Origin of the sequence: Streptacidiphilus albus JL83, assembly GCF_000744705.1 — a bacterium.
In the GTDB taxonomy this organism is placed as follows: Bacteria; Actinomycetota; Actinomycetes; order Streptomycetales; family Streptomycetaceae; genus Streptacidiphilus; species Streptacidiphilus albus.
In genome coordinates, this window is record NZ_JQML01000001.1 from 4,224,161 (window position 1) to 4,237,241 (window position 13,081).

Here is a 13,081-nt window from a genome sequence, read left to right on the forward strand (position 1 = left end):
GCCGCCCGCTACGCGGCGGCGCCGACCTCGGCGTCGACCAGCCGGCGCCACTGCTGGACCAGGCCGGTGTCGACCGGGGTGTCCCAACCGCCGGTGCGGACCATGCCGCCGACGTGGAAGCCGTCCACGCCCAGCGAACGCAGCCCGGCCACCTGATGGGTCTTCAGTCCGCCGCCGACGAGGATCTGCGGCTGGTAGCCGGGCTTGCCGGACAGCGCCACCTCGTTGGCGAGGACGTCCAGGCCGGAGGCCACGCCGGCCGACGATCCGGCGGTGAGGACGGTGTCGAGGCCGGGCAGCCCGTCGATGGCGGCGCGGACGGCGCAGCGGTCGGCGGCGTTGTCCAGCGCCCGGTGGAAGGTCCAGCGGCAGCCGGGGATGGCGTCGAGGACGGTGCGGACGGCGTCCAGGTCGACCTCGCCGTCGGGGGTGAGGAAGCCGAGGACGAACTCCTCCGCCCCCTCGGCGCGCAGTTGCCCGGCAGTGGCGCAGAGGCCGTCGAGGTCGCGCGGGACGAATCCGTCGCCGTCGCGCAGCATGACCCGGAGTGGGATGTGGACCGCCGCGCGGATGCGGGCGAACTCCTCCACCGAGGGGGTGAGCCCGTCGGCGCTCATGTCGCCGGCCAGCTCCAGGCGGTCCGCGCCACCGGCGGCCGCCGCCACCGCATCCTGCGCGGAGGTGGCGATCACCTCGAAGATTGCACGGTTGCTCACGTGACACCCTTTCTCATCGCGCACCCGGCAATGCTGGTCAGGTGCGTGCAATCTCTCTCGGCCGTCGGTCCCAGCGGCGCTGAAGTTCCACGACACAACGACAACAGGTCTAGTCCACTGGGGTCAGCGTAGATCCTGCAAGGGCTTCCCCGCATCTCAGGGCCGACAGGAACATGACGACTTCTGCGCCGGGCCGGGGCGCGGCGGACCGGCGCGGCGGCCGGCCGGCGGGCGTGTCCGCAGGTGGCGGCGGCCCCGGGGGTTCGACCCCGGGGGCCGACCCCGGGGCCGCTGTTCCGCCGTCGTCCGTACGCCGTTCAGCCGAGCGGCACGTCGAGCACGGCCTTGCGGTGGCTGAAGGTCTCCACCGAGAGCAGTCCGTGGTAGCCGCCCATGCCGCTCTCGCCGACCCCGCCGAAGGGCAGCTCGGGCACCCGCAGGTGCGCCATCGGCGCGCCGAAGCCCAGTCCGCCGGAGGAGGTCTCCTCGGCCAGCCGGCGGCGGGTGGCCGCGTTCCCGGTGAAGCCGTAGAGCGCCAGCGGCTTGTCCCGGTCGTTGATGAAGTCGATGGCCGCGTCCAGTCCGTCGACCTCGACGATCGGCAGCACCGGGCCGAAGATCTCCTCCCGCATCACCGGGGCGTCCGGCGCCACCCCTGCCAGCACCGTCGGCGCGATGTAGCGGTCGGCCCGGTCACGGGTCCCGCCGGTGACGGTGCGGCCGGAGTCCAGCAGCCCGGACACCCGGTCGAAGTGCCGCTCGTTGACGATCCGGCCGTAGCGGGGCGACTGCTGCGGGTCGGCGCCGAACAGCTCCTCGACCGCCCGCGCCAGGGCCGGCTCCAGCCGGCGCGCGGTGGCCGGGTCGGTCAGCACGTAGTCCGGGGCGACGCAGGTCTGGCCGGCGTTGGCGAACTTGGCCTGCGCCAGCCGGCGCGCGGCGGCGTCGAGGTCCGCATCCGCGTCCACGAACACCGGGGACTTGCCGCCCAGCTCCAGGGTGACCGGCGTCAGGTGCTCGGCGGCGGCGCGCATGACGATCCGTCCGACGGCGCCGTTGCCGGTGTAGAAGATGTGGTCCCAGTGCTGCTCCAGCAGCGCGGTGGTCTCCGGCACCGCGCCCTCGACCACGGCCACCGCCTCCGGGTCCAGGTAGCGCGGGATCAGCCGGGCCAGCGCGGCCGAGGTGGCCGGGGCCAGCTCGCTCGGCTTGACCACCACGGTGTTGCCCGCCGCCAGCGCGCCCGCCAGCGGCACCGTCAGTAGCTGCACCGGGTAGTTCCAGGGCGCGATCACCAGCACCGTGCCCAGCGGGTCGAGCCGGGTGCCGGCGGTGGCGTCGGCGCCGAACACCCCGGTCACGTCGACCGGCTGCGGGGCCAGCCACTCGGCCAGGTGCGCCAGGGTGTGGTCGATCTCCCGGACCGGGAGGTCGATGTCCGCGCCGGACGCCTCCGCCTCCGGCTTGCCCAGGTCCTGGTGCAGCGCCTCAACCAGCTCGGCCCGGTTCTCGGTCAGCAGCGCGCGCAGCCGGGTCAGCTGCTCCGTGCGCCAGTCCAGCGGCCTGGTCCGGCCGCTGCGGAAGGTGGCGCGCAGCCGCGCGACCAGCTCGGCGGGCTGCTCGGCGGCGGCACGGGGGGCGGCGGGGGCAGTGCTCATGGGGTGCCTCATCGGTGCGTGGGGGTGGACGCGTTCGACGCGCGGTGCCGGCCTCTGGTCGGCATGTTTCGACGGTAAACCTCAATAGTTGATAATGTCAACAATACATGCCGACCACCTCCCCGAACGGCCGCTCCACGGCGCAGAATGGCCCCATGTCCTCGCTGCCCCACCCCGATACCGCACTCGCCGCCGCCCTGCTGGAACGCTGGACCGAGCTGGTCCACCGGGTCCGCCCCGGCGCCGGACCCGACCCCGCGCCCTACGGCGACCAACTGCTGCGCCGCTGGTCCGAGCCCTGGCGCCGGTACCACACGCTGCGCCATCTGGACGCGGTGCTGACCGTGCTCGACGAGCTGGCCGACGCCGGCGCGGCGGGAAACGCCGACACCGCCCGGCTCGCCGCCTGGTTCCACGACGCCGTCTACGCGCCGGAGCGCAGCGAGAACGAGGAGCGCAGCGCCCGGCTGGCCGAGCGCGTCCTGCCGGAGCTGGGGCTGCCGGCCGCCGCCGTGGCCGGGACGGCCCGGCTGGTCCGGCTGACGGCCGCGCACGACCCCGCGCCCGACGACGCCGACGGCGCGCTGCTCTGCGACGCCGACCTGGCCGTCCTCGGCGGCCCGGCGGCGGCCTACGCCGCCTACGCGGCGGCGGTACGCGCCGAGTACGGCTTCGTCCCGGACCCGGAGTTCCGGACCGGCCGGGCGGCGGTGCTGCGGCAGCTGCTCGCCCTCCCCCGGCTCTACCGCACCCCGGCCGCCGCGGCGGCCTACGGCGTCCGGGCGCGGGCCAATCTGGAGGCCGAGCTGGCCGAACTGGGCGGCTGAGGGCACCGGTCGGTTCAGGGCGCGGTCGGTTGAGGGAGCGGTCGGGCGAGGGCGCCGGTCGGCCGAGGGTGCCGGTCGGGCGCGGCTCAGCCGGCGTGCTTGCGCCTGCGCAGTCCCGCCGCGGTGATCCGGGCGACCAGCTCCCGGCTGCCGACCGGCTGCGCACCGGCGGCCAGCGCGTCGGCGTAGCGGGGCTCGGGGAGGTCGTAGTGGTCGCGCTCGAAGCCCCGCTCCGGCACCCCGAGCAGCCGGGCGAAGGCGTGCAGCTCCTCGTAGGAGCTGTCGCTGACCAGGTGCGACCAGAGCCGGCCGTGGCCCGGCCAGGTGGGCGGGTCGATCAGGATCATGCGCCCGAACCGCCCGAACCCCCCAGCGCCCCGACCGGGGCGACCACGAGCCCCTCCTTCTCGCAGACCCAGTGCGGGTCCGGACCGAGCTCCGGCTCGACGCTGAGCGGCTGGAGGTCGCCCCCGGCCGTGCAGGAGGGGCAGAGCGGCCAGCGGCCGTAGCTCTCCAGCAGGGCGTCCTGGACGTCCTGGGCGACCAGCCCGAGGACGTACTCCGCGCCCTCCGGCCACTGCTCGACCCACCAGCGGCGCTGCGCCACCGCGTCCTCCAGCAGCGACACCACGGTGGCATCGGCGACGTCCCTGGCGCTCAGGTCGCGGAGGACCCCGGCGCGGGCGGTGTGCAGGGCGGCTTCCAGGCCTTCGGCATCCATCCGGCCATTCTCTCGCACCCGCCGCCGACCGGGCCGCCGGGAACGCCGCGAGGCGGCCCTCCCCGGAAGGGGAGGACCGCCTCGCGGTCAGTGCTGCTTCAGGTCCTGCCGATCCCGATCGAGCGTGGGATCAGAAGTCCATGTCGCCGCCGGGCATGCCGCCGCCCGCGGGGGCAGCAGCCTTCTCCGGCTTGTCGGCGATGACGGCCTCGGTGGTGAGGAAGAGCGCGGCGATGGAGGCCGCGTTCTGCAGGGCGGAGCGGGTGACCTTGGCCGGGTCGATGATGCCGGCCGCGATCAGGTCCACGTACTCGCCGGTGGCAGCGTTCAGGCCGTGGCCGGCCGGAAGGTTGCGCACCTTCTCCACCACGACGCCGCCCTCAAGGCCGGCGTTGAAGGCGATCTGCTTGATCGGGGCCTCAAGGGCGACCTTGACGATGTTGGCGCCGGTGGCCTCGTCGCCCTCCAGCTCCAGCTTGTCGAAGATCACGCCGGCCTGCAGCAGCGCAACGCCACCACCCGCGACGATGCCCTCCTCGACGGCGGCCTTCGCGTTGCGGACGGCGTCCTCGATGCGGTGCTTGCGCTCCTTGAGCTCGACCTCGGTCGCGGCGCCGGCCTTGATGACGGCCACGCCGCCCGCGAGCTTCGCCAGGCGCTCCTGGAGCTTCTCGCGGTCGTAGTCCGAGTCGCTGTTCTCGATCTCGGCACGGATCTGGTTGACCCGGCCGGCGACCTGGTCGCTCTCGCCGGCGCCGTCGACGATGGTGGTCTCGTCCTTGGTGATGACGACCTTGCGGGCGCGGCCCAGCAGGTCGAGACCGGCGTTCTCCAGCTTGAGGCCGACCTCCTCGGAGATGACCGTGCCACCGGTGAGGATGGCGATGTCACCGAGCATGGCCTTGCGGCGGTCGCCGAAGCCCGGGGCCTTGACGGCGACGGACTTGAAGGTGCCGCGGATCTTGTTGACCACCAGGGTCGACAGGGCCTCGCCCTCGACGTCCTCGGCGATGATCAGCAGCGGCTTGCCGGACTGCATGACCTTCTCCAGGATCGGGAGCAGGTCCTTGACCCCGCCGATCTTGGAGTTGGCGATCAGGATGTACGGGTCGTCGAAGGACGTCTCCATACGCTCCAGGTCGGTGGCGAAGTAGGCCGAGATGAAGCCCTTGTCGAAGCGCATGCCCTCGGTGAGCTCAAGCTCCAGACCGAAGGTCTGCGACTCCTCGACGGTGATGACGCCTTCCTTGCCGACCTTGTCCATCGCCTCGGCGATGAGCTCGCCGATCTGCGGGTCAGCGGCGGAGATGGAGGCGGTGGAGGCGATCTGCTCCTTGGTCTCCACGTCCTTCGCCAGCTCCAGGAGCTGCGCCGAGACGGCGGCGACGGCCTTCTCGATGCCGCGCTTCAGCGCCATCGGGTTGGCGCCGGCGGCGACGTTGCGCAGGCCCTCGCGCACGAGCGCCTGGGCCAGCACGGTGGCGGTGGTGGTGCCGTCGCCAGCGACGTCGTCCGTCTTCTTGGCGACCTCCTTGACGAGCTCGGCACCGATCTTCTCGTACGGGTCCTCGAGCTCGATCTCCTTGGCGATGGAGACACCGTCGTTGGTGATCGTGGGGGCGCCCCACTTCTTCTCCAGGACGACGTTGCGGCCCTTGGGGCCGAGCGTGACCTTGACAGCGTCGGCGAGCTGGTTCATCCCGCGCTCAAGGCCGCGACGAGCTTCCTCGTTAAACGCAATGATCTTGGCCATGGAAGTGGTCCTCCCGGACAGGGTGGCTGCGTGTGGACCGCGCTGGCGCCCGCGACGGACGGACCCGGCCGGCGACGGTCACTTCCCGTCGCGCCCGGGGCCTCACCTACCCGGCCCGTTGTCACTCTCTACCTCAGAGTGCTAACGCCAATGATTAGCACTCGACCCCCTTGAGTGCAAGCGGCTCGGGGGGTGGCGCTGCGGGAGCGGGGCGGGAGCGGACGGCCAAAGCCGCCAGGCCCGCACCCCCGAAGGGTGCGGGCCTGGCGGAAGACCTGCGTCACTGCTTCGTTCGGAACGAGGCTCGGCCGGTCATGTCTAGTCAGCGATCACCCGACCAGGTCACACCACGCGGACCATGTCCGCCTGCGGACCCTTCTGACCCTGCGAGATCTCGAACTCGACTCGCTGGCCCTCTTCGAGCGACCGGTACCCGTCCATCTGGATCGCGCTGTAGTGGACGAACACGTCCGCACCACCGTCGACCGCGATGAAGCCGTACCCCTTCTCCGCGTTGAACCACTTGACGGTGCCCTGAGCCATTCCAAACTCCCCTATTACTGGCCCTTTCACGGTCCGCACTCCGCGGTCCGGGCCGGGCTACTGCGCGCTGCGCAACGCTCCGACCGACGCTGAATGTATCCACTCCGATGCCCTCTGCAACAGGGCATAAGGCGGTTAATTCTTGGAGGGTGTTATCGGACAGGTGCCGGCGAACGCCAACAAACCCGCGCAATACGGTCCGGACATAGCGGACCAGCAGGACAAAAAGAACTGTAAATTCTGACGCCGGGCCGCAGTCCGGCCGGGACTGCCGGGCCGGGGCGGGCAGGAGCGGCACGGGGGACCCGGGCGGCGGAAGCCGGGGACCCGGTGGGCGCGGCGCGGTTCGAACGTGGTGCCGGCGGTACAGGACCGGACAGCGGCCCGAAAGCGGCGTACGGAAAGCGACGGCCGAAAAGCAACGCTGCCCGAGCGGCCCTCGGCCACTCTACCGCTGTCGCGGAGCACCCGACGCCGCGCGGTGCTCCAGCACGCTCCGTATCGGAAAGAGGATCGGAACCTTCCGGTCCTATTGTGTGCGCCCTTTGCCGGCGCCCCGGAACAGCGGAACCGGGTCCCTGGGAATTCAGGGGACCCGGTTCCGGAATTACCTGCAGTTGCCGCCGGTGATCAGCAGCCGCCGGCCACGGCGGGAATGATCGACACATTCGCGCCGTCCGCGGTGGCCGTCTCCAGGCCGTCCGCGAACCGAACGTCGTCGTCGTTCACGTACACATTGACGAAACGGCGCAGCTTGCCGGTGTCGTCCAGGATCCGGCCGCCGATACCGGCGTGGTTGGCCTCCAGGTCGGCGATGACCGCGGCCAGGGTCGCGCCCTCGGCCTTCACCTCGGCCGCGCCGCCGGTGTAGGTGCGCAGGATGGTCGGAATGCGGACGGAAACGCTCATGCTCTAGCTCCTGACCTGACTTCGTTCGGAGACGGCTGCGGGCGCCGCGCTCCCTGATCGGTTCCCCCGCTACGCTCGGTCACCCGAGTCCGGCCTCGCGGAACGAGTCCAGGGTGGGGCGGATGGTGGCGGACAGGCCGGTGGTGGCCTCCACCGCGTCCAGCGTCTTCAGGCCGTCGCCGGTGTTCAGCACGACGGTCTCGGCGGCCGGGTCGAGCAGGCCGTTCTCGATGAGCTTGCGCAGCACGCCGACGGTCACGCCGCCCGCGGTCTCCGCGAAGATGCCCTCGGTCCGCGCCAGCAGCTTGATGGCGTCCACGATCTGCGCGTCGTCGACGTCCTCGACCGCGCCGCCGGTGCGGCGGCAGATGTCCAGGACGTAGGGGCCGTCGGCGGGGTTGCCGATGGCGAGGGACTTGGCGATGGTGTCCGGCTTCTGCGGGCGGATCACGTCGCGGCCGGCCTTGAAGGCGACCGACACCGGGGAGCAGCCCTCGGCCTGGGCGCCGAAGATCTTGTAGGGCTTGTCCTCGACCAGGCCGAGGGCGATGAGCTCCTTCAGCCCCTTGTCGATCTTGGTGAGCTGGGAGCCCGAGGCGATCGGGATCACCAGCTGGTCCGGCAGCCGCCAGCCGAGCTGCTCGCAGATCTCGTAGGCCAGCGTCTTCGAGCCCTCGCCGTAGTAGGGGCGGAGGTTGACGTTGACGAAGCCCCAGCCCTCGCCGGCCGGGTCGCCGATCAGCTCCGAGCAGAAGCGGTTCACATCGTCGTAGTTGCCCTCGATGCCGACCAGCTCGCCGCCGTAGACCGCGGCCATGACGACCTTGCCCTGCTCCAGGTCGTGCGGGATGAAGACGCAGGAGCGCAGCCCGGTGCGGGCCGCCGCCGCGCCCACCGCGCCGGCCAGGTTGCCGGTGGAGGAGCAGGAGAGAGTGGTGAAGCCGAAGGTGCGGGCGGCCTCGACGGCGATCGCGACGACCCGGTCCTTGAAGGAGTGGGTCGGGTTGCCGGAGTCGTCCTTGACGTACAGGCCGCCGGTGACGCCCAGCTCGCGGGCCAGGTTGTCGGCCTTGACCAGCTTGGTCCAACCGGGGTTCAGGCCGGGGTGCTCGGCCACGTCGACCGGGACCGGGAGCAGCGGCGCGTAGCGCCAGATGTTGGTGGGGCCCGCCTCGATCCGGGCGCGCAGTGCCTCGGGGTCGCCGACCGGCAGCTCGTAGGCCACCTCGAGCGGTCCGAAGCACTCGGTACAGGCGAAGTCGGGGGCCAGCGGCGAGCGCGCTCCGCACTCCCGGCAGGACAGGGCGACGGCGGGGCCGAAGGGCTGGTCGGTGGTGGGCGCGACGGGCGCGACGGGTGCTACGGCGGTGACAGCCATGATGGCGAGGCCCTCTCTCCTCATCTTCCCCGCGGCGTGTTCGCCGCAGGACGGAATTGGCACCTTCCCCACCAGCGCCGGTACGGCTTGTGCTGGCAGGAGGGTTGCCGGGACTTCAACGGGCCGTTCCCTCAGTCCCTCTGGATGAGCTCTATGGCGTCCGGTCGCGACCTGTCGGTCGGCGCCGGTGCGCATTTGTGCGTAAGACTGGGCACCCCCCGTGCAGCGGGCGTGCCGTGTCCCCAAGACTGTAACCGAAGCCCCCCGGCCGGATCACGATCGTCCGCGAGGCGAGACGCGGATCACCAAGAGGAGTCCTGTGCTTGACGAGGTCGCGGACTGGCTGCGCCGCCGCTCCTGGACGGCTGCCGACCGGCCGCTGTCGGACCTGCTGGCGGCCAAGCGGGCCACCGGCAGCACCGTCAGCGTGGTGCTGCCGGCCCTGGACGAGGAGGCCACGGTCGGCGGGATCGTCGCGGCCATCCGCCGGGACCTGATGGAGCGGTGCCCGCTGGTGGACGAGCTGGTGGTGGTCGACTCGGGATCCACCGACGGGACCGCCCCGGCGGCGGCCCGGGCCGGGGCCCGGGTGGTGCACCGCGACGCGATCCTGCCCCGGCTGCCGGCCGAGCCCGGCAAGGGCGAGGTGCTGTGGCGCTCGCTGCTGGCTACCGAGGGCGACATCGTCTGCTTCATCGACGCCGACCTGCGCGAGTTCTCCTCCGCCTTCGTCTCCGGGATCGTCGGCCCGCTGCTGACCGACCCGGGCGTGGCCTTCGTCAAGGCGATGTACGACCGGCCGCTGGACACCGAGACGGTGTCCATCCCGGCCGGCGGCGGCCGGGTGACCGAGCTGGTGGCCCGGCCGCTGCTGAACCTGCACTGGCCGCTGCTGGCCGGCTTCGTCCAACCGCTGGGCGGCGAGTACGCGGCCCGGCGCTCGCTGCTGGAGCGGCTGCCCTTCGCCACCGGCTACGGGGTGGAGCTGGGCCTGCTGGTGGACGCGCTGGAGCTGGCCGGGCTGGACGCCCTGGCCCAGGTCGACGTGGGCGTGCGGCACCACCGGCACCAGGACGCCCAGGCACTGGGCCGGATGGCCGCGACCATCTACCGCACCGCGCTGGACCGGCTGGCCAGGACCGACCGGCTGAAGGCCGCCGACGACCTGGTCACCCCGAGGCTGACCCAGTTCACCCGGACGCCGGAGGGCTTCGCCCCGACCACGGTCGGGATACCGGGCCTCGACCGCCCACCCGTGGTCACCCTGCCCGAGTACCGCTCCACCGGGCACCGGCGGCAGAACGCGGGCCCGAACACCGGTGGACGGTAGTACGAATACTGAACACCCGTGCAGCAACCGCCCGGACGGCGGGTTTGGCCCCCTCCCCGCAAGGCAAGGCTCTCAACCATGGTCGAAGCAAGCCCGGCACGGATCCTGCTCGCCTCCAACCGGGGGCCGGTCTCCTACAGCATCGAGGACGACGGTGAGCTCACCGCGCGCCGCGGCGGCGGCGGACTGGTGTCCGGGCTGTCCGCGATCGGCGAAGAGGTGGACTCGGTCTGGGTCTGCGCGGCGTTGTCCGAGGGCGACCGCGCCGCCACCCGGCAGGGGCTCACCGACCCCTCGGTCCGGATGCTGGACATCGACGCCGGCACCTTCGCCCGCGCCTACAACGGCATCGCCAACTCGACCCTCTGGTTCGTCCACCACCTGATCTTCAACACCCCGACCACTCCGGTCTTCGGCGCCTCCTTCCGCCGCGAGTGGGCCTCCTACCAGGCCTACAACCGGGCCTTCGCCGAGGCGCTGGCCGAGGCCGCCACCCCCGGCGCCACGGTGATGGTCCAGGACTACCACCTCTCGCTGACCCCCCGGCTGCTCCGCGAGCTCCGCCCCGACCTGCGGATCGGCCACTTCTCGCACACCCCCTGGGCCCCGCCGGACTACTACCGGCTGCTGCCCGACGACGTCGCCGCGCAGGTGCTGGCCGGCATCCTCGGCGCGGACCGCGCCGGGTTCCTGACCCGCCGCTGGGCCGCCGCCTTCGCCGACTGCTGCGAGGCGGTGCTCGGCGCCGCCGTCGACCGCCGCGAGGACGGCACGGTGACCGTCACCCACGCCGGCCGGACGACGGTGCTCGGGGTGCACGCGCTGGGCGCCGACGGCGACTTCCTGCGCGAGCGGGCCCACCGGCCCGATGTGGACTCCCGGCTGGCGGCGCTGCGCGAGGCCGTCGGCGACCGCCGCACCATCGTCCGGGTGGACCGGACCGAGCTGTCCAAGAACATCGTCCGCGGGCTGCACGCCTACGAGCACCTGCTGCGGACCCGGCCGGAGTGGCTGGAGCGGGTGGTCCACATCGCCTTCGCCTACCCCTCGCGACACGACCTGCCGGAGTACCGCGAGTACACCGCCTCGGTGCTGCGCACCGCGCAGGAGATCAACGACGAGTTCGGCACGCCGACCTGGCAGCCCGTCATCCTCCATGTGAACGACGACTTCCCACGCTCGCTGGCCGCCTACCGGCTCGCGGACGTGGCCCTGGTCAACCCGATCCGGGACGGGATGAACCTGGTCGCCAAGGAGATCCCGGCCGTCTCCGACGCGGGCTGCGCGCTGGTCCTCTCCCGCGAGGCGGGCGCCTACGAGGAGCTCGGCGAGGACGCGATCACGGTCAACCCCTACGACGTGATCGCCACCGCCGAGGCCCTCCACACCGGGCTGTCCATGGACCCGGAGGAGCGCGCCGACCGCTGCAAGCGGCTGGCGGCGGCGGGCACCGCGCTGCCGCCCAGCGCCTGGTTCCTGGAACAGTACCGAGCCTTGGAACAGCAGGACTGAGCGTCAGACGGCGGAGCGGGTGTCGATGCCGAGCTCGCGCAGCCGCTCCAGGTTGGCGGCCTCGACCCGGCGTGCCGCGCGGCGGACGCTGGGCCGCATGTCGTGCTGCTTGGTGCCGTTGTAGACGTTGTCGAACATCGCCGCCGGGGCGAAGTGCAGCAGCATGTCCATGATCGGGTAGGAGCGGCGGGCGTCCGGCGGGCCGAGCACGGCCCAGGCCCAGTGCACCCCGCTGAGCGCCACCTCCGGATCGGGGTGCGGCTCACCCGCCCGCGCGGTCCGGAAGACCTCCTCCCGGCCCTCGAATCCGAGCGCCGCCCACTGTCGGCGGGACTCCTCCCGCACCCAGCGTGGTTCGGGCATCAGGCCCTCCCGGTTCCATGGCTCGCGACGCCGCCCGGACGGCGGCGCTACCACGGTACGGGGGCCCGCCCGGGCCGTCCCGGGCGGGGGCTCGGCTACCGGTCCGCCAGTTCCGCCGCCAACTCCGCCAGCAGCGCGGCGATCCCGTCCGGACCGGGGACGACCAGGTCGGCGCGGTCGGCCAGGGCCGCCACCGGGGGCTCGCCGGTGGCCGGGGCGCTGCAGACCAGCAGTCCGGGCAGCCCGGCCGAGTCGCGCAGGCCGTCGACCGCGTCGTAGGCGGCCAGGTCGCCGAGGTCGTCCCCGCCGAAGAGCACGCTGCCGGCCTCCCGCTCGCGCAGGAAGGCGGTCAGCGCGACGCCCTTGTCCATCCCCGGCGGACGCAGCTCCAGCACCATCCGACCGGGCTCGACCGCCAGTCGGTGCCGCGCGGCCAGCGCCCGCAGCGGCGCGTCCAGCTCGGCCAGCGCCGCATCGGGCACGGCGGCACGGCGGGTGTGGACGGCGAGGGCGTGCCCCTTGTCCTCGATCCAGGCGCCCGGCGGCAGCTCCAGCAGCGCCAGGTCCGCCCGCAGCCCGGCGATGCCCGGGTGCTCCCCGGGCGCGCGCAGCTCACCGGTGGCGGCGTCCCAGCGCTCCAGTCCGTAGTGGCCGAGCACGGTCAGGTGCTCCAGGCCGGGGACGTCCGCGAAGCCGCCGAGCCGGACGGCGGTGGCGGCCGGCCGGCCGGTGACCACGACCACGGCGGCGACCAGCGGCGCCAGTCGGGCCAGCGCGGGCACGGCGGCCGGGTGGGCCCTGGCCTGCTCGGGGTCGGCCACGATCGGCGCGAGCGTGCCGTCGTAGTCGAGCCCGACGACGGCGCGGGTCGGATCCTTGAGCAACGCCGCGAGCCCGGCGGCTCCGGCAGCGGTATGCGGTTCGGGAAGGGCCATGGCTCCGACTCTACGGTCCGGGCCCGCCCCGGGGGCCGCGAACCGGGAGGGGTCAGCGGCGGGAGCGGCGCTGCTCCCGGAGCCGTCGGAGCCGGTTGACCAGCAGCGGGTCGTGGGCCAGCGCGGCCGGCCGGTCCAGCAGGCCGTTGAGCAGCTGGTAGTAGCGGACCGGCGCGATCCCGAGCTGCTCGCGGACGGCGGCCTCCTTGGCCCCCGGGGTGCGCCAGGGTCGCGCCTCCAGCGCGAGGATCGCGCGGTCGCGGTCGCTGAGCTCGTCCATCCTGCACTCCCCTCGTTCCGGCGGTACGACCATACGACCTGTCATGGTGTCGGGCGGGTCCGACACCCGCCGCGCGCGCCGGAGCGCAGGCCCGGAATGGCCGCCGCCACTTTCTCGTTCCCCGACAAACGAAGCCTTGTTGAATAAATGCGGAAT

Annotated in this window: 14 protein-coding genes and 1 riboswitch; of the genes, 3 read left to right on the forward strand and 11 right to left on the reverse strand. The window is 72.7% G+C overall.

What is annotated here, in order from left to right:
* Window positions 1-8: 8 nt before the first annotated feature.
* Window positions 9-716, reverse strand: a complete 708-nt coding sequence (locus BS75_RS18135; protein ID WP_034088987.1) for a copper homeostasis protein CutC — start codon at window positions 714-716, stop codon at window positions 9-11.
* Window positions 717-1,033: 317 nt separating this feature from the next.
* Window positions 1,034-2,374, reverse strand: coding sequence for an aldehyde dehydrogenase family protein (locus BS75_RS18140; protein WP_034088988.1), 1,341 nt, complete (start codon window positions 2,372-2,374; stop codon window positions 1,034-1,036).
* Window positions 2,375-2,529: 155 nt separating this feature from the next.
* Here BS75_RS18140 and BS75_RS18145 point away from each other — a divergent pair, with 155 nt between their 5' ends.
* Complete coding sequence (locus tag BS75_RS18145; RefSeq protein ID WP_081983305.1) at window positions 2,530-3,201, forward strand: HD domain-containing protein; 672 nt, start codon at window positions 2,530-2,532, stop codon at window positions 3,199-3,201.
* Window positions 3,202-3,287: 86 nt separating this feature from the next.
* On the opposite strand, the gene BS75_RS18150 is transcribed toward BS75_RS18145, so the two are convergent.
* The 6 genes from BS75_RS18150 to thrC form a co-directional block, all read right to left on the reverse strand.
* Window positions 3,288-3,548, reverse strand: a complete 261-nt coding sequence (locus BS75_RS18150; protein ID WP_034088990.1) for a DUF4031 domain-containing protein — start codon at window positions 3,546-3,548, stop codon at window positions 3,288-3,290.
* Window positions 3,545-3,922 carry a hypothetical protein gene (locus BS75_RS18155; protein WP_034088991.1) on the reverse strand — a complete coding sequence of 126 codons (378 nt, stop codon included), beginning with the start codon at window positions 3,920-3,922 and terminating at the stop codon, window positions 3,545-3,547. Before BS75_RS18155 ends, BS75_RS18150 begins: the two co-directional genes overlap by 4 nt.
* A 130-nt stretch (window positions 3,923-4,052) precedes the next feature.
* Window positions 4,053-5,675 carry a chaperonin GroEL gene (gene groL / locus BS75_RS18160; protein ID WP_034088992.1) on the reverse strand — a complete coding sequence of 541 codons (1,623 nt, stop codon included), beginning with the start codon at window positions 5,673-5,675 and terminating at the stop codon, window positions 4,053-4,055.
* A gap of 342 nt (window positions 5,676-6,017) precedes the next feature.
* The gene (locus BS75_RS18165) at window positions 6,018-6,218 is read right to left on the reverse strand and encodes a cold-shock protein (RefSeq protein WP_030255564.1); all 201 of its coding nucleotides are present in this window, start codon (window positions 6,216-6,218) and stop codon (window positions 6,018-6,020) included.
* 630 nt (window positions 6,219-6,848) lie between these two features.
* On the reverse strand, window positions 6,849-7,127 hold the full coding sequence (locus BS75_RS18170) for a MoaD/ThiS family protein (RefSeq protein ID WP_034088993.1): 279 nt from the start codon (window positions 7,125-7,127) through the stop codon (window positions 6,849-6,851).
* A gap of 79 nt (window positions 7,128-7,206) precedes the next feature.
* The gene (thrC, locus tag BS75_RS18175) at window positions 7,207-8,505 is read right to left on the reverse strand and encodes a threonine synthase (RefSeq protein WP_042438241.1); all 1,299 of its coding nucleotides are present in this window, start codon (window positions 8,503-8,505) and stop codon (window positions 7,207-7,209) included.
* A 17-nt stretch (window positions 8,506-8,522) separates the two neighbouring features.
* A riboswitch (SAM riboswitch) is annotated at window positions 8,523-8,656 on the reverse strand.
* Between the two features lie 168 nt (window positions 8,657-8,824).
* Between thrC and BS75_RS18180 the strand changes: the two genes are divergently transcribed.
* On the forward strand, window positions 8,825-9,835 hold the full coding sequence (locus BS75_RS18180; RefSeq protein WP_034088995.1) for a glucosyl-3-phosphoglycerate synthase: 1,011 nt from the start codon (window positions 8,825-8,827) through the stop codon (window positions 9,833-9,835).
* A 78-nt stretch (window positions 9,836-9,913) separates the two neighbouring features.
* A complete protein-coding gene (locus BS75_RS18185; protein WP_034088996.1) occupies window positions 9,914-11,347 on the forward strand; it encodes an alpha,alpha-trehalose-phosphate synthase (UDP-forming) in 1,434 nt (477 codons plus the stop codon).
* A 3-nt stretch (window positions 11,348-11,350) separates the two neighbouring features.
* Here BS75_RS18185 and BS75_RS18190 read toward each other — a convergent pair whose 3' ends face one another.
* From BS75_RS18190 to BS75_RS18200, 3 genes are all read right to left on the reverse strand, one after another.
* Window positions 11,351-11,710 (reverse strand): hypothetical protein, encoded by a 360-nt coding sequence (locus BS75_RS18190; RefSeq protein WP_034088997.1) that lies wholly within the window; start codon window positions 11,708-11,710, stop codon window positions 11,351-11,353.
* Between the two features lie 95 nt (window positions 11,711-11,805).
* Window positions 11,806-12,645 carry a trehalose-phosphatase gene (gene otsB, locus BS75_RS18195; protein ID WP_034088998.1) on the reverse strand — a complete coding sequence of 280 codons (840 nt, stop codon included), beginning with the start codon at window positions 12,643-12,645 and terminating at the stop codon, window positions 11,806-11,808.
* A gap of 52 nt (window positions 12,646-12,697) precedes the next feature.
* Entirely contained in the window at window positions 12,698-12,925 is a 228-nt protein-coding gene (locus BS75_RS18200; protein ID WP_034088999.1) for a DUF3263 domain-containing protein, read from the reverse strand.
* Window positions 12,926-13,081: the final 156 nt, after the last annotated feature.